Annotated in this window: 14 protein-coding genes and 1 tRNA gene; 2 read left to right on the forward strand and 13 right to left on the reverse strand. The window is 40.2% G+C overall.

All coding sequences use genetic code 11. The annotated features are described in order from the left end of the window. Nucleotides 1-6: 6 nt before the first annotated feature. The 11 genes from NXG62_RS03865 to NXG62_RS03915 form a co-directional block, all read right to left on the reverse strand. Nucleotides 7-351 (reverse strand): histidine triad nucleotide-binding protein, encoded by a 345-nt coding sequence (locus tag NXG62_RS03865; RefSeq protein WP_427113663.1) that lies wholly within the window; start codon nt 349-351, stop codon nt 7-9. A gap of 1 nt (nt 352) precedes the next feature. After that, nucleotides 353-1669 (reverse strand): tRNA (N(6)-L-threonylcarbamoyladenosine(37)-C(2))-methylthiotransferase MtaB, encoded by a 1317-nt coding sequence (gene mtaB / locus NXG62_RS03870; RefSeq protein ID WP_427113664.1) that lies wholly within the window; start codon nt 1667-1669, stop codon nt 353-355. Beyond that, nucleotides 1669-2397, reverse strand: coding sequence for an RsmE family RNA methyltransferase (locus NXG62_RS03875; RefSeq protein WP_427113665.1), 729 nt, complete (start codon nt 2395-2397; stop codon nt 1669-1671). Before NXG62_RS03875 ends, mtaB begins: the two co-directional genes overlap by 1 nt. After that, entirely contained in the window at nt 2397-3275 is an 879-nt protein-coding gene (gene prmA, locus NXG62_RS03880) for a 50S ribosomal protein L11 methyltransferase (RefSeq protein WP_322351585.1), read from the reverse strand. The genes NXG62_RS03875 and prmA overlap by 1 nt, the downstream gene beginning before the upstream one ends. Beyond that, complete coding sequence (gene dnaJ / locus NXG62_RS03885) at nt 3272-4483, reverse strand: molecular chaperone DnaJ (RefSeq protein ID WP_427113666.1); 1212 nt, start codon at nt 4481-4483, stop codon at nt 3272-3274. The genes prmA and dnaJ overlap by 4 nt, the downstream gene beginning before the upstream one ends. A gap of 23 nt (nt 4484-4506) precedes the next feature. Then, nucleotides 4507-6357, reverse strand: a complete 1851-nt coding sequence (gene dnaK / locus NXG62_RS03890) for a molecular chaperone DnaK (protein ID WP_427113667.1) — start codon at nt 6355-6357, stop codon at nt 4507-4509. 34 nt (nt 6358-6391) lie between these two features. Further along, on the reverse strand, nt 6392-7030 hold the full coding sequence (gene grpE, locus NXG62_RS03895; RefSeq protein WP_427113668.1) for a nucleotide exchange factor GrpE: 639 nt from the start codon (nt 7028-7030) through the stop codon (nt 6392-6394). 15 nt (nt 7031-7045) lie between these two features. Beyond that, complete coding sequence (gene hrcA / locus NXG62_RS03900) at nt 7046-8083, reverse strand: heat-inducible transcriptional repressor HrcA (protein WP_427113669.1); 1038 nt, start codon at nt 8081-8083, stop codon at nt 7046-7048. Nucleotides 8084-8296: 213 nt separating this feature from the next. Beyond that, nucleotides 8297-9079 (reverse strand): short-chain-enoyl-CoA hydratase, encoded by a 783-nt coding sequence (locus tag NXG62_RS03905; RefSeq protein ID WP_427113670.1) that lies wholly within the window; start codon nt 9077-9079, stop codon nt 8297-8299. 52 nt (nt 9080-9131) lie between these two features. Then, nucleotides 9132-9989 carry a 3-hydroxybutyryl-CoA dehydrogenase gene (locus NXG62_RS03910; protein ID WP_322351586.1) on the reverse strand — a complete coding sequence of 286 codons (858 nt, stop codon included), beginning with the start codon at nt 9987-9989 and terminating at the stop codon, nt 9132-9134. Nucleotides 9990-10297: 308 nt separating this feature from the next. Beyond that, nucleotides 10298-11815, reverse strand: a complete 1518-nt coding sequence (locus NXG62_RS03915) for an FGGY-family carbohydrate kinase (protein ID WP_427113671.1) — start codon at nt 11813-11815, stop codon at nt 10298-10300. Between the two features lie 186 nt (nt 11816-12001). On the opposite strand from NXG62_RS03915, the gene NXG62_RS03920 reads away from it, so the two are divergent. Both NXG62_RS03920 and NXG62_RS03925 read left to right on the forward strand, forming a co-directional pair. Then, a tRNA-Arg gene (locus NXG62_RS03920) sits at nt 12002-12076 on the forward strand. A gap of 75 nt (nt 12077-12151) precedes the next feature. Further along, entirely contained in the window at nt 12152-12886 is a 735-nt protein-coding gene (locus NXG62_RS03925; RefSeq protein WP_427113672.1) for a type I 3-dehydroquinate dehydratase, read from the forward strand. Between the two features lie 126 nt (nt 12887-13012). Here the strand turns inward: NXG62_RS03925 and NXG62_RS03930 are convergent, their stop codons facing one another. Both NXG62_RS03930 and NXG62_RS03935 read right to left on the reverse strand, forming a co-directional pair. Further along, the gene (locus NXG62_RS03930) at nt 13013-14725 is read right to left on the reverse strand and encodes an adenine deaminase C-terminal domain-containing protein (protein ID WP_427113673.1); all 1713 of its coding nucleotides are present in this window, start codon (nt 14723-14725) and stop codon (nt 13013-13015) included. A 17-nt stretch (nt 14726-14742) separates the two neighbouring features. Beyond that, nucleotides 14743-16071 (reverse strand): NCS2 family permease, encoded by a 1329-nt coding sequence (locus NXG62_RS03935; protein WP_427113674.1) that lies wholly within the window; start codon nt 16069-16071, stop codon nt 14743-14745. Nucleotides 16072-16127 lie beyond the last annotated feature (56 nt).

Below are 16127 nucleotides of genomic sequence, written 5' to 3' on the forward strand. Positions count from 1 at the left end.
TTTACGTTATACTCCCGGCCAAGCCATTTCCTTACCACCGAGAATATGTGCATGCATATGGTGTACTGTCTGGCCTGCTTTTTCACCGGTATTAAAAACAACTCTATAGCCATCTTGAGACAACCCCAGCAGATCCGCTACCTTTTGGATAGCATACAACATTTTACCTGCTACTTCTGCATCTTCGGGTTTTAAATCAGCAATACTGCAAATATGTTTTTTGGGAACAACAAGAACATGTACAGGTGCTACTGGTGCAATATCCTTAAAAGCAAAGAAATTTTCATCTTCATACACTTTTGCACTAGGTATTTCACCCATAATAATTTTACAAAATAAACAATCTTCCATTTTATTCACCCTCTCTGAATTTACCTAATAACGTATCGTCAGTTACTTCTTTTAATACAGCCCGAACTATTATTTTTTTACAATCACAGGGGAGTCCGCTTACTTGAACCCGTTCATAATTTTCCGAAAACCCTTCACCGCTGTCCCCCGTTTGTTTTTCTATTAAAACTCGGACAGTATGTCCCAGCATGTGTTGCATTTCTTCTTTTTGCTGCCGTTTTGTCAAATCATTGACAAGCGATACCCGTTGTTTCTTTACTTGCTCGGGAACCTGATTTTCCATACTGGCTGCCGGAGTTCCCGGTCTAGGAGAATAGGGAAAGGCATGAATGTGTGAAAATTTTAAATATTTCAGCGTTTCTAAGGTTTCTTGAAACAAGGACTCCGTTTCACCGGGAAACCCCAAAATTAAATCTGTTGAAACCGTTAATCCATGAATATTTTCACGTAAATACTCAATTAATTGAACATACTCAGTCTTTGTATAATGCCGGTGCATCGATGATAATATTTCATCTGATCCCGATTGCAACGGCAAGTGAAGGTGCGGGCAAATTCGATTCGAAGAATTTATGACAGCAATCAAATCTTCGTCGACTTCCAATGATTCTATAGAACCCATCCGAATACGTTGTACTTGCGTTTCTTCAAGAAGACGGCGCAAAATCAAAGCTAATGTTGGTTGTTCAGGAAGATCCACCCCATAGGCACCTAAATGAATTCCTGTAAGTACAATTTCCTTGAATCCATAGGTAATAAGGCGTTTTGCTTCTTCAATAACTGCATCCGGTTTTCGGGATTTAAGACTTCCTCTTGTATAGGGAATGATGCAATATGTACAAAAATTATTACACCCTTCTTGAATCTTGAGGTCGGCTCGTGTATGTTCTACTGCCGCCGGATATAAAGGAATTTCTTCAAACTCCTTATACGTCCGTACATCACGAACCGCCGTAACAGCATATTGATGTCCTTCCCCAATGTACATGTCAACAATATTCACAATTCGATGTTTTTCATTTATGCCAATAACAACATCTACCCCTTCCATTGTAGAAATAAATTCTGGCTCAAGTTGTGCATAACATCCAGTTACAACAACAATAGAAGATGAATTTAATTTTTTCGCGCGTCGAATATATTGACGTGATTTTTTTTCTCCCATTTGTGTAACAGAACAGGTATTGATGACATATACATCTGCTACACCATGAAAATCAACCTCATGATAACCATGAGATAAAAATAAGCCACGCATACTGTCCGTATCATATTGATTGACACGGCACCCGAGAGTGGCAAATGCAATTGTAGGCATTATTTAAATCCTCTTTCATACATAATAATTGAAATAGTTGCTATCGCCGCGGTTTCCGCTCGAAGAATGTGTGTACCCAATGATACGGTACGACACCAAGGTACTGTTTCACGCAGCAAAGCAATTTCATTTTTGTCAAATCCGCCTTCCGGTCCAATGCAAATAACTACGTCACCATTCCCCACTTGTTGGCAGATATCGTGAAAAGGTGCCGTCTCCTGTTCATAGGGAACAACAAAACGTACATCACGATACGCTTTAATCAGTTTAGGAATATCAAAAACAGCAGTGACCTCAGGGACATCATTGCGACCACATTGTTTAGCTGCTTCTAGCGCAATTTTCTGCCAGCGTTTTATTTTATCCTGTTGATGTGTTTCGTTTAATTTTACTACACAATGTTTCATTTGTACAGGAATAATACGGTCTACCCCTAATTCAACAGCTTTTTGGACAATCCATTCAAACTTATCATTCTTTAGTAGTCCCGCAGCAAGAACCACCTTATCATTCGAAATAACAGCATCACTTATTTTATGAGCCGGCGTCAGAAAGACAGCATGATTTTCTATTTGCGTAATAATGCAATCATACGTAGTACCTGTAGAATCCGTTACAGCAATGCTATCGCCTACTTTATGGCGCAATACTACCCTTACATGATGAGCATCATCAGAAGATAATTCAAATGTGCTCGTCAACGGAAACGATGTAAAAATTTTTCTCATCACATCCACCTCATACGTACAGCGTACCAGCCATTACGGAGTTGTTCATCAATCCATATAAAACCGTTTTCATCTGCAGCCCTGCGTATATCTTCAATACGATCATCAATAATACCGCTGGCAATAAAAATACCGCCATCACGCAAATAATTTGGAAGCGCTGGCAATAAAGAAATAATAGCATCACTTACAATATTAGCCACAATGACATCCGCTTTATCAGTGCCATGTACTACGGAATTCAATAAATCACTGCAGGATACATTAATATATGCGGCCATATTATTGAGTTCTATATTGACAGCTGCCTGTACTACCGACTTTTCATCAAGATCAACGGCAGTAACATGTGCTGCTCCCAACTTTGCTGCAGCAATTGCAAGAATGCCAGTACCTGTTCCAATATCAAAAACTTTATCTCCATTTTTAATCGTTTTTTCAAGATAAGAAATACAAAGACTCGTCGTATCATGCAACCCACTACCAAAAGAAACCCCTGGTTCAATAGTAATAACCATATCGTCTTTGCCAGGTTTAACCTTTTCCCAAGCCGGTTCAACCCAAAATCTATTTGATATTTTCTTGGGGTGGAAATATTTCTGCCAAGTATACAGCCATGAAGAATCATCCGATTGTGACTCCGAAATATTCCACGCTCCCTTAAAATCGCCGCGGGTTTCCAACTCTTTTAATTTTTCTTTTAACCTACAGATTATATGTTCTTGTTCTACCGGAAAGTACGCCGTAACACAAACACAGGCCCCATGTGATTTCTCTTCATCAATAATAGAACCGTTACTACCGTACTCGCATAAAAGAAGGGCCACCAATTCGGTGGCCTCTCCGGGGACAAACAAGTCTATTTTCTTCCATTTCATTCGTTAAATCCCCATATCATGCACTTGCGATCAAACCAAGTGCGAATCATTTTTTTTATTTTATCCCAAAATCCATCTTTCTTTTCAGGCTCCCCCACCCATTTTTCACCACAAGAAGCAGCAAATTCCTTTAAAATTTGACGCTGTTTGTCATTTAAATGCTTAGGTGTCGATACTTGAATGCGCACGTAATGATCGCCGCGCTTTTCAGACTGGAGATAAGGCACTCCACGGTTTTTAATACGGAAACTAGTTCCCGTTTGTGTACCAGCAGGAATTTTCAACTCAACCTTGCCATCCAACGTATCCACTCGTATCGTAGTTCCAAGAGCCGCCTGAGCAAATGTAATAGTTTCTTCTGACAATACATCATTACCTCGGCGTTCAAAATGACTATTCTTGCGTACATAAATATACACATACAAATCACCATGTCCGCCGCCACGCACACCGGGTTCACCTTCCCCGGCTACACGTAAGCGAGCTCCATCATCAACACCTGCGGGAATTTTAATTTTTAACTTTTTACGGATTTTAAGAGTACCTTCTCCATGACATTTCTTACATTTTTCATGAACGATCTTACCCGTGCCACCGCAATGGGAACACGTCCGTACATTAACCATTTGTCCAAAAGGCGTATTTTGAACTACTCGCTGCTGTCCTGTTCCGTGACAAATAGGACATGTATCTACCTTACTACCAGGTTCAGCTCCTGACCCATGGCAATGATCACATGTTTCATTCTTAGGAACCTGAATTTCCATTTCTACGCCGAAAGCAGCATTTTCAAAAGAAATATCTACATCGAAGCGCAAATCAGCTCCTCGTTCAGGTCCATTGGTCTGGCGGCTGCCCTGACCGCCGAAAAACGTATCAAAAATGTCTCCGAAGCCGCCAAAATCGCCTTGTCCAAATCCGCCTCCTTGACCAAAACCGCCAAAGCCACCCTGTCCAAACCCTCCAGAACCTGCAGCGCCATTTTGAAAGGCTTCCGGTCCAAACTGATCGTACTGTGCTCGTTTCTGTTTATCAGAAAGAACACTGTATGCTTCATTTATTTCTTTAAATTTTCCTTCAGCCGCCTTAGGATCATCCCGATTTTTATCGGGATGATATTTAATGGCAAGCTTGCGAAACGCTTTTTTGATTTCGTCATCACTAGCGTCTTTAGAAACACCTAGAATTTCATAATAATCTTTACTCATATGGGCAGCCCCTCTTATCTATCTTACTTCTTGTCATCATCGACTACTTTATAATCTGCATCGACGACTTTTTCATCCTTTGGCGCTTCTTGTGAACCTTGTTGCGCACCGCCGCTTTGCTGTGCAGCTTGCTGCTGTGCATCAGCTTGTTTATACATTTCGCTAGTCAGCTCGTATAACGGCTTTGTCAATTCATCTGTCGCTGCTTTAATTTTATCTGCATCATCAGTTTTTACAGCTTCTTTTAAACTTGCAATTTTGTCCTTGATTTCAGAAACTTTAGCGGCATCTGCCTTATCACCAAGATCTTTAATTGTCTTTTCAGCCTGATAAATGATAGAATCCGCATTATTTTTGGCTTCAATTCCTTCCTTGCGCTTTTTATCTTCCGCTTCATGGGCAGCTGCTTCCTTGACCATACGATCAATTTCGCTCTTATCCAAACCGCTGGAGGAAGTAATCGTAATTTTTTGTTCCTTTCCAGTTCCCAAATCTTTTGCCGAAACATTCACAATACCATTCGCATCTATATTGAATGATACTTCAATGCGAGGTACACCACGCGGAGCAGATGGAATTCCGGAAAGTTCGAAACGCCCCAATGTTTTGTTATCAGCAGCCATTTCACGTTCACCCTGCAGTACATGAACATCAACGGAAGGTTGATTATCTACAGCGGTAGAAAATACTTGACTTCCGGACGTAGGAATCGTAGTATTGCGATCAATAATTTTAGTGAATACGCCACCCAAAGTTTCAATCCCTAAAGACAGGGGAGTAACATCAAGAAGCAATACATCCTTAACATCGCCGACAAGTACACCTGCCTGAATAGCAGCACCGACAGCTACACATTCATCAGGATTGACACCTTTATTTGGTTCTTTACCGAGGATAGACTTTATCGCTTCCTGTACAGCCGGAATACGACTGGAACCACCGACAAGAATAATTTTGTCAATTTCATTGATTGAAAACCCTGAGTCAGCAATCGCTTTACGAGTCGGTTCCATCGTAGCATGCACAAGATCTGCTGTAAGTTCATTGAATTTTGCGCGCGTCAAATTAAGATCTAAATGTTTCGGACCTGTTGCATCTGCCGTAATGAACGGTAAGTTAATATTGGTGGAAAGAACAGTAGATAGTTCAATTTTAGCTTTTTCAGCCGCTTCTTTCAAACGCTGTTCCGCCATCTTATCCTGAGAAAGATCAATACCGGTCTGACTCTTAAATTCTGCAACCATCCAGTTCATAACAGCATCATCAAAATCATCGCCGCCCAGTTTTGTATTGCCGTTTGTAGCCTTTACTTCAAATACGCCATCTCCTAATTCAAGGATAGAAACATCAAACGTACCACCGCCAAGGTCAAATACCAAGATTTTACCATCGCCGCCTTTATCAAGGCCATAAGCCAACGCGGCTGCTGTTGGTTCATTTACAATACGCAGTACATCAAGCCCGGCTATTTTACCAGCATCTTTCGTAGCCTGACGTTGACTGTCGGAGAAGTATGCTGGAACCGTAATAACCGCTTGCGTCACTTTTTCACCTAAATACGCTTCTGCATCCTCTTTCAATTTTTGCAAAATCATCGCAGAAATTTCCTGTGGCGTATATTTCTTCCCATTAATATCTACCGTATAGCTTTCCCCCATATGCCGCTTAATAGAAGCGACCGTATTTCCTGGGTTAGAAACAGCCTGACGTTTTGCCAGCTGTCCTACAAGACGTTCTCCCGTCTTGGAAAACCCTACAACGGATGGTGTCAAACGAGATCCCTCCGTATTTGTAATAACAGTAGGTTCTCCCCCTTCCATTACTGCAACCACCGAATTAGTCGTACCTAAATCAATACCAATTACTTTAGCCATTTTAAATTCCTCCATTCTTTTATTACAACGATAATTAACCGTTAAATGCAACTTTTACCATTGCTGGGCGTAATGTTTTTTCTCCCAACAGGTACCCTTCCTGCAACACTTCAATAACAATGTCATCTTCATATTCATCACTAGGGGTACGCATGACAGCTTGATGATAATTAGGATCAAAAGGCTTGCCAACTGCATCAATTTTCTGCAAGCCTTCCTTTTTAAGAACTGTCATTAATTGATTATATATCATCTGATATCCATCTAAAAAGGATTTTATATCATCCGTTATTTGATCCTTCGGCACACATAATGCCCGTTCAAAATTATCTATAATGGGCAATATACCCGTTAATATATCCATCTTTACAACTTCAGAAATTTGTAATTTTTCACTGGCAGTTCGCTTTTTATAATTAGCAAAATCTGCCTGCAGACGTGTATACTGTTGTTTCATAGCATCAAGAGCTGTATCGGATGTTTCTTCGGGTTGTGCCGCCGTTACACCATCCATTTTATTTTCAGCTTCCTTATTTTCAGCTTCCTTATTTTCAGTCCGCTTTGCTTGTGCGTCCTCCTCGTTTACCTTTGATTCCTTTTCCTGTGTATCCATTTCTTTCTCTTTAGATGTATCAGTTGTTTCCACATCTGATTTTTTGTTTTCGTCATCCATGTGTCTCAAAACCTCCTATTGATTATCATGGTAATGCTCTAATATATATTGTAAGTGTTGTTTCATGAAATCTAAAAGCCCGATAATCTTTGCATACTCCATCCGCGTAGGTCCCAGCACTGCTATTTTTCCCAAAACCACATTATCATCGGAAAATGTAGCTTCAATAATACTGCAATCATTGATGGAAGAAAGATTTGCTTCATCGCCAATACGCACACTTACTTTTTTGTTGTGCGCCCCCTCATCACTCATCAAAAGATTAGCCACCATATCTTGTTCCTCTAATAAGGTAAATAAGTTTTTAGCTTTATCTACATCTTTAAATTCAGGTTTATTAAGGAGCTCCATCGTACCGCCCTTGTATAGCTGCTGCTTATGGAAAGATTTTGTCAAGGATCGAAACGCCACGCGATATAACTCTACATCATCTACAATACTCTCATGAAGTTTATCAATCATCTGCATGGAAATGTCAGACATGGGGATTCCCGATAAATAATGCGTTAATTTCTCTGCAATCAAATTTAAATCATCCAGCGTTGCTGATACTGGCTTGGAATAAATGCAATTTTCGATTTGGCCTGTATCAGTCACAACAATCATAATAGCACGATGGTCGTCAAGCGGCAAAAAACGAATATACTTTAATTTAGAAGTCATTTGCCGAGATGCCATAACCAAAGTCACATTATGCGTAATACGAGATAACACTTTCGCCGTTGACTGGAAAATTTGATCAACATCGCTCATTTTATCTTGAAACCAACCTTGCACAATTTTTTTCTCTTCATTGCTGATTTCCGTAGGCTGCAGTAAACAATCAACATAAAATCGATATCCTCTAGCGGAAGGAACGCGTCCTGCAGATGTATGCGGTTGTTCCAAGAACCCCAGCATTTCTAGATCAAACATTTCATTGCGGATGGTTGCTGCACTTACACCAAGATTATATTTACGGGCAATAGTCCTCGAACCAACAGGTTCAGCAGACGTGATATAGTCCTGAATGATAGCTTGCAGTATTTTCTTTTTTCTTTCATCCATTTCCATATCTATCACCTCTGCTCCTTTATATTTTAGCACTCGTTTTAATTGAGTGCTAATAACTATATAAAACATAGCATGTTAAGTCTCATTTGTCAATGATTTTAAGGCAAAAAATCAAATAAAAGTCAAAAAGTCAAATATAAATACAAATACAAAAGAGTGCATTCCGAATCCCGGAATGCACTCTCGTCTTATCAGCAAAACAACTTAACAGTATTACTTACCCGTAAAGGACGGTTTACGCTTTTCAACAAAAGCTCCCATACCTTCTTTTTGATCAGCCGTTGCAAAGCAAAGGCCAAACACTTCTGCTTCATAAGAAATGCCGGTTACCACATCGCAATTAACGCCGTTATTAATAGCAGCTTTAGACATCTGAACAGCTACAGGTGCGTTTTTAGCAATCTTCTTAGCAACCTTCATGACAACATCCATTAATTCAGCTTGAGGAACCACCTTGTTAACCAGACCAATGCGATGAGCTTCCTGAGCATCAATCATACCACCTGTATAAATTAATTCTTTAGCATACCCGCGTCCAACTACACGAGTCAGCCGTTGCGTACCGCCAAAACCAGGGGTAATGCCTAAGCCAACTTCCGGTTGACCAAATTTAGCATTTTCAGAAGCATACCGAAAATCACAGGCACAGGATAATTCGCAACCTCCACCAAGTGCAAAACCGTTAATAGCCGCAATTACGGGCTGAGGTAATTTTTCGATTTCAGTAAATACACTTTGTCCAAAAATCCCCCACGCACGTCCTTCCGCCGGATTTTTAGTAGCCATTTCTTTGATATCAGCACCGGCAACAAAGGATTTATCCCCCGACCCGGTAATAACCAATACTTTTATGTCAGAATTAGCAGCAACCTTTCCAACACAATCTTTCATTTCTGTAACCGTCGCTGCATTCAAAGCATTTAAGGCCTTCGGGCGATTGATTGTCAACAACCCAATGCCGTCTTCCACACTAAAAAGAATGTTCTGGTATTCCATATTGATTAGACCTCCTGTAATTATACTAATATTTTATCAGCAAATACAATAATTATTTATAGTCATAAAAACCTTTGCCAGTCTTACGGCCAAGATATCCAGCTTGCACGTATTTGACAAGCAGCGGGCACGGACGATATTTAGGATCTCCCATACCAGAATACAGAACTTCCATTACATGAAGTACCACATCATTACCGATTAAATCGCAAAGAGCTAATGGTCCCATCGGATGATTAAAGCCTAATTGGCAAACTTTATCAATATCTTCTTTGGAAGCTACGCCTTCCATCAAAGCAAATATAGCTTCGTTTAACATAGGAATAACAATACGATTACCCGCAAAGCCAGGGAAGTCAGTTACTTTAACAGGAGATTTGCCCAATTCTTCAGATGCTTCAAATACCTTTTTGAAAGTATCTTCAGAAGTGGCGATGCCGTTAATAATTTCGATAAGTTTCATAACAGGAGCCGGATTAAAGAAATGCATGCCGATAACTTGATCCGGACGATTCGTTGCCGCAGCAATTTCCGTAATAGCCAGGGAAGATGTATTACTAGCAAGAATAGTATGCGGTTCGCAGCATTCACCCAAATTTTTGAAGATCTGAGCTTTGATTTTCATGTTTTCAATAGCAGCTTCAACGACAAGATCAATACCCGCCATGCTTTCTTTCGTCACATCAACAAAACCTGTGATGCGAGCCATAGCAGCATTCTTATCTTCCTGTGTCATTTTTCCTTTGCCGACAAGTTTTGTCAAGTTCTTGTCAATCTTTGCTTTCCCGCCATCAATGAACTCTTGTTTAATATCGTTCAAAACTACTTCGCAACCATGTGTTACAAATACCTGAGCAATACCCGAACCCATTGTACCGGCACCAATAACCATTACTTTTTTACAAAACATTACTAACTCCTCCTTCAATTCGCGTGATTTTTTTCACTTGTTTTTTTCCCATTCATCACGCATTTAGATATTTTAATTGCCTTGCTTACATGTATAGTATACCACACTTAGTAAAAAAATCTACTGAATTATACTCTTTTATAAGAAAATAAATGAAAGAAAATACGCTCAACCATGGGAAACCGCTAAAAAATGCGTACTCTGCATATATATATGCAAAATACGCATTGCATTGTGTTATATTATGAACTTTTATCATGTATACCTTTTGAGTTTTTTCACAAACCCTGTCATCCCACATACAGCTTCTATTTGACTTCATTCAAAGCCCTCAGCACATTCTTTCTTTTCTCATAATTACGTCGATATACCACTGTATGTTCACTATGGGGCATATAAACTTCCTTAGGCATTAATTTTCGCTGCAACACAAACTTTAAGTCAATGATATCATGAACTGCATATGCAGCAACAACACAATTAGTCGGGACGGCCCCACCGGCAACTTCCAATGTCAAAACCTGTGTATCAAGCATGTCTGCTTTAATTTGATTCCATAATGAATCCCGACTTCCCCCTTCCGTAACGGTGAGTTTATCAATGCAAATCCCAGCATGACGATATAAATCCGTTATTTCTAAATAATCATATCCAATCCCTTCCAGAACAGAACGCCAAAGAGCTCCTTGATCAGAATCAAGCGTTAATCCTAAAAAAGTTCCCCGCACATGTTGAAACGCTCCATTCCCCCCCGTCAAATAAGGGATAAATATAACTCCGTCGCAGCCAGCAGGATACCGGCCGGCTAAGGAATCCAGCTTTTCATAATATGTATCTTCTTCATGCCGGCAAATACTGTCTTTAAACCAACGAAGTGCCAACCCTCCTGTACGAACGAAGCCCCAATAAAAATAACTATTGGGAAGCGTACCCGAATTAAAAATAAGACCACTCCCGGGAACAGATAACTCTGGGACAATTCCTTCCGTTGCAACACAGAACATGGCACACGTCCCCGCCACATCTACAGCATTTCCCGCTTCCAATACGCCGCTTCCCATCATGGATTCCATCGTATCCCCAGCCCCGGCACAAATAGGAATCCCTGCAGGAAATCCTGTTTCTTTGGCATCTTTTTCACAAAGTCCTCCAATAATATCCCATGGTTTTAAAATCTTCGGCATATATTTTCTGGGAATTCCTAAGATTTTCAATTGTTCTTCGGACCATTGCTTGTTCATAACATTATATCCCAATCCCCACCCGGACATTACCCCCCAATCAAGGAAGGCATCCGTTCCTTTAAGTCCTGCTAAGTGCAGCAGAACATACGGACAGTTATGCATAAATTTTACCCCTTGTGTTCGAAACGGTTCACTGTGTTTGATAAACCACCGTGCCAGCATAGCAGGAAACATGCAATTTGGTTCAGCATTTCCAGTCTCCTGCGCCCAAATATCAAGTTTCTTTTTTTTAAGTTCTTCCACATCTTCCATAGTGCGACTATCAAGGTAATTAATAAAAGGCGTGACCGCATTCCCATCTTCATCAATACCGGCAATACCACAAATAATGCCATCTCCCATAATAGCCCGCACAGAAGTAACGGGTATCCCTTGCTCCTTTAATTTAGCCGAACAGGTCTTCATGCATTGTTTGATTAATCGGTAATATTCATCAATATCCATCTGTACCCATCCTGGATGAGGATATGTCAATGTTGTCTTCGCCGTATCCATTGCCACACACTGTAATTTGTCATCATAAACGGCAACCTTGACACTCTGCGTTCCCGCATCAAATCCAATATAATATTTCTGTTCCATGTTCATGCACCTCGTGATATCATGAATAATGTTCATATGAATATTCTTTTTTAATAATAGCATCGAAAATTTGAAATAGCAATAATACTTTGGTAATCTCATCAACAATTGTATTGATATTTTCTCCAAAACATGATAATATAGTAAAGTGCTTTTTAAACCACTTTATATTTTTACTTTTATCATGCGCCCGTAGCTCAGGGGATAGAGCACCGGTCTCCGGAACCGGGTGCGTAGGTTCGATTCCTACCGGGCGCACCAAAAAAGAGCAACCGTTTAAACGGCTGCTCTTTATTCATATGTAATTTCATTCTTATATATAAGGAGGAAATCTAAATGATAAAAATCGGTTATACCAAATTAAACACAGAAAATCCTAAAATATGTGTTCCCCTTACTCCTGAAAGCATTTACAGCGCAATCAGCCAAAGTCATATAATTAAAGAACATGCATTTGATTTCGTCGAATTTAAAGCAGATTCGTTCAATGGTGGTGCCAATCTTTCCCAACTTTGGAATGCGCTTATGACAATCAGTTTACAATTTCAAGAAAACCCGATTATCTTCTCCTGCCGCTTTTCCAATCTTGATTCCTATTTTCAAACCGACCGGGATTACCGTGATATCATAACATTTGCGATTCGTTCCGGCATTCCCGATGCCGTGGAAATTGATATGGATAGAGATGAACAGCATATTGCCGATGCCATTGATTTAGCACTGGATACAGAGGTAACCCCAATTCTTTTCATAGCAGCAGCCGCAGGTACCACACGGCAAGAAATAACCGCCCAACTGGAAAATGCATATAATGAAGATGTGGAAATATATCATTTATACCGACCCGTAGAAAAAGAAACGGATATATCCGATCTGACAGGTATTGTGGATACTTTTACATCTCTTCATGACGGAACAACGGTAATTTGTGAACCAGCCGGTACTATCGCTCGTAACGCCTTAGCCGCAGGTAATGCCTTCCACTCTCCCATTGTATATGCCTCCTGTCAGGAGCAAGATTCAAACACCTATATCGATGCGGATACACTGGCATCCATTTTGAAAAAATAGAAATATATATCGGTTATTTTACTGGATTCTGTTATGGCAGAATCCAGTTTTTTTGTACTTTCTGCCTATACGGGGATACGGGATATGCTATATACATACTTGAGGAGTACTTCATACCCATTTCATTCAGTCTATGATCATGGGAAGAATTTTTTGCTTACGTACATCTATAATACCTTTATCCGTTACTTTTATATCAGGACTGACAGGCAGGGATAATGTACTCAAGGACATAATGATATTAGGGTGATCATATCCCCATTCCCGCAGCGACTGCGTCACGCCTTGTATTTGTCTCCCTAATACATCTAACGGTTGATCTGATAAGATCCCTGCAATAGGAAGTGCGGCAAAAGCCGTCACCGTGTTATTAATAGCAGCTGCATATCCTCCTTGATTTTCAATAACTGTATTAGCTGCCAGCATCATGTCCGCTTTCGTTTGTCCTATAACAAGCAAATTATGATGATCGTGAGCATACGTAGTGGCAGCAGCGCCTTTTTTCATAGCCGCTCCCCCGACCAATGCATACCCGCAACCGCCATTTTTTCCATGACGTTCAAAAACAACAGCCAAATTATATGGACTATCTTCCCAGCAGATTTCATGATTTTTCACAGGAAATATTGCAGTTTCTTCCTGAACAAATGTAGTTTTATTACTAACACATAAAATTCGGCAGCATACACTTCCCGTTTTTTGTTCAACGTGAAGTGTAAAATTATCTTCCGTACGCGGAGTAACATGCACACTGTGATAAAAATGCGAAGGAAATGAAGTATCTCGTTCTTCCGGTTCCTGCACACCATCGCACCGGTAAACTTCTCGGCCGCTGCAATACGTAGCAAGAACATGAAACTGTCTTGGATCATCCAGAACAACAAAATCCGCAATTTTCCCTGGAGCAATACTGCCCTTATCAGACAATCCCATTCGCCTGGCAGGAGTATACGTAGCTGCATATATTGCCTGTTCGGGGGTCAAACCTGCTTTCATTGCTTTTTTTACAAGATAATTCAAATGGCCTCGTTTTATAAAAGAATCCGGCATAGTATCATCTGTTACAAGCGCAAAATGTTCAAACAGATTATGTTCTACAAGATATTGAATGAATTCCGGTGTAATCGTTTTTTCCTGAAGCTGCAGAAAACAACCACCGCCAATTCGCTGGCGGATTGTTTCCAATGTCTGGTCCGTATGATCAGAGTTGACTCCGTTATACAAAATTTGTGCCAAATCCCAATCAAGAAATCGTGGTAAATGGCCTTCCAGTGGAAATTTCGGAGCATTTTCTTTTACCTGCCGGACAAGACGGCTGGTTTTAGTATCCGGCCCAGCAATTATATCGTGCCCATTCATCACTTCTCCTAAACAAATCACCTTATCCATATGCAGCATGGCTGCAACACTGTCACTTCCTATTTCCGCACCTGTTGTTTCCAAGCAGGCATTCGTAGACGGTACAGAACTGGGAATCGCAATATAAATATCTGCGGGTCCGTCCTTTATAGATTGCACCATAGCTTTAATGCCTTCCAGTCCAAAAACATTCGCAATTTCATGTGGTTCAGCGATCAATGTCGTAACACCGTTTTTAACAACCCATTTCGAAAATGTACGCGGTGTACACATCGTGCTTTCAATATGCATGTGACAATCTACGAGTCCGGGAATTATATATTTCCCAGACATATCAATAACGTTTTTAGGTACTACGGGAGTTTTTTTTGTTCCAATATAAAGAAATTTATCTCCGGAAATTGCGATATTACCTATTATAAATTTTTTAAAATACACATTAAAAACATGTACATTTTTTAATAATAAATCAATTTGCATGTAAAGTTCCTCTCTGGCTATTTCACACCGGCCATAGAATAGAAATAATATAGTAACAGCAATGCCAGCAAATAATGCCCCCAAGTCATTTCCTTATATCGACGGGATGCTAGTTTAATAATAACATAAGCAAGAAATGCCAAGGAAATACCATTGGCAATATTAAAAGTAAATGCAGTAAATGCAATGCACAAAAACGCCGGAACATATTCTGCCATATCCGAATAATCCAAATTACGCATCCCCGCCATCATACTTACCCCTACATACAACAGCACAGGAGCGGTAGCCGCTGCCGGTATCATCAAAGCTAACGGAGTAATTGCCAATACAAGAAGAAACATTACTGCCGTTGTCACTGCCGTAAGACCTGTACGCCCACCTGCTTCAACCCCAGCTCCCGACTCCAGATAAGTAATCAATACAGGAATTGTAAAAAAAGATCCCAGTGTAGCGGCAATCGAATCTACTTGAAAAATTTTATTCAAATCTGGTAAATCACCATTTTTGTCAAGAAACCCAGCTTTTCCACCAATACCAATAGCTGTCCCAAAACTAGAAAAAAAATCAGGCAGAAAAAAGACAAATAAATAAGGAACATATCGAACGTCAAGAGCTCCTAGCAGATCAAAATTGAAAAAAACTTCGCCCATCCCTGAAGGAACGGCAAAAATTGCAGCCGGAATTTTTGTAACTCCCAGGGGAATGCCTATAATCGTTGCAATAACTATACTAATTAAAGCTGCTCCCCGTATCTTACGTGCTTCCAATGCCAAAAGAACAAACAGTCCTATAGCGGCTAAAACAACAACAGGCTGAGAAATGTCACCTAATGAAAGTGCCACTTTACTTGCGTTTGCTGCTAATACCTTAGCATTTCGCAGTCCGATAACGGCAAGAAACATTCCCACACCCGCACTGATAGAAATTTTAATTCCTTTGGGAATCACCATTACAATAGCTTCACGTATTCCCAATACGGTTACAATAAGAAACAGGCATCCGCTTAAGAACACGATAGCACTGGCAATGCCCACAGAAACATGCTGCAATTGTACAAGCGTAATCGAAAAAATAGCTACCCCGCCCATGCCAGGTGCCAAAACAAAAGGTCTATTTGTATACAACCCCATTGCCAATGTAGTGAAAAAAATCATCATAACCATAGCCGTTAAAATTTCTCCGGCAGGCAATCCCGCATCTCCCATCATTTTTGGTACTACAGCTAATACATAAGCCATTGTTGCAAACGTCGTCATCCCGGCGATAATTTCCGTACTTACTGATGTCCCCCATGATTTAAGTTGGAACTGTCGTTCACAAATACGTTGAATATAGGAATACATCAACGCTCCCCCTTCCATTTTCTAATACTGTGTTGCTTTAAACTATTATAGTACTA

The organism is Megasphaera sueciensis (genome assembly GCF_050219315.1).
Taxonomy (GTDB): domain Bacteria; phylum Bacillota; class Negativicutes; order Veillonellales; family Megasphaeraceae; genus Megasphaera_A; species Megasphaera_A sueciensis.

What these genes read in the sequence shown, in the direction of transcription:
- NXG62_RS03935 (WP_427113674.1), bottom strand. Translation starts at nt 16,071, where the DNA reads ATGTATTCCTATATTCAACGTATTTGTGAACGACAGTTCCAACTTAAA.
- NXG62_RS03930 (WP_427113673.1), bottom strand. Translation starts at nt 14,725, where the DNA reads ATGCAAATTGATTTATTATTAAAAAATGTACATGTTTTTAATGTGTAT.
- NXG62_RS03865 (WP_427113663.1), bottom strand. Translation starts at nt 351, where the DNA reads ATGGAAGATTGTTTATTTTGTAAAATTATTATGGGTGAAATACCTAGT.
- prmA (WP_322351585.1), bottom strand. Translation starts at nt 3,275, where the DNA reads ATGAAATGGAAGAAAATAGACTTGTTTGTCCCCGGAGAGGCCACCGAA.
- grpE (WP_427113668.1), bottom strand. Translation starts at nt 7,030, where the DNA reads ATGGATGACGAAAACAAAAAATCAGATGTGGAAACAACTGATACATCT.
- NXG62_RS03910 (WP_322351586.1), bottom strand. Translation starts at nt 9,989, where the DNA reads ATGTTTTGTAAAAAAGTAATGGTTATTGGTGCCGGTACAATGGGTTCG.
- NXG62_RS03915 (WP_427113671.1), bottom strand. Translation starts at nt 11,815, where the DNA reads ATGGAACAGAAATATTATATTGGATTTGATGCGGGAACGCAGAGTGTC.
- dnaK (WP_427113667.1), bottom strand. Translation starts at nt 6,357, where the DNA reads ATGGCTAAAGTAATTGGTATTGATTTAGGTACGACTAATTCGGTGGTT.
- hrcA (WP_427113669.1), bottom strand. Translation starts at nt 8,083, where the DNA reads ATGGAAATGGATGAAAGAAAAAAGAAAATACTGCAAGCTATCATTCAG.
- mtaB (WP_427113664.1), bottom strand. Translation starts at nt 1,669, where the DNA reads ATGCCTACAATTGCATTTGCCACTCTCGGGTGCCGTGTCAATCAATAT.
- NXG62_RS03905 (WP_427113670.1), bottom strand. Translation starts at nt 9,079, where the DNA reads ATGGAATACCAGAACATTCTTTTTAGTGTGGAAGACGGCATTGGGTTG.
- dnaJ (WP_427113666.1), bottom strand. Translation starts at nt 4,483, where the DNA reads ATGAGTAAAGATTATTATGAAATTCTAGGTGTTTCTAAAGACGCTAGT.
- NXG62_RS03875 (WP_427113665.1), bottom strand. Translation starts at nt 2,397, where the DNA reads ATGAGAAAAATTTTTACATCGTTTCCGTTGACGAGCACATTTGAATTA.
- NXG62_RS03925 (WP_427113672.1), top strand. Translation starts at nt 12,152, where the DNA reads ATGATAAAAATCGGTTATACCAAATTAAACACAGAAAATCCTAAAATA.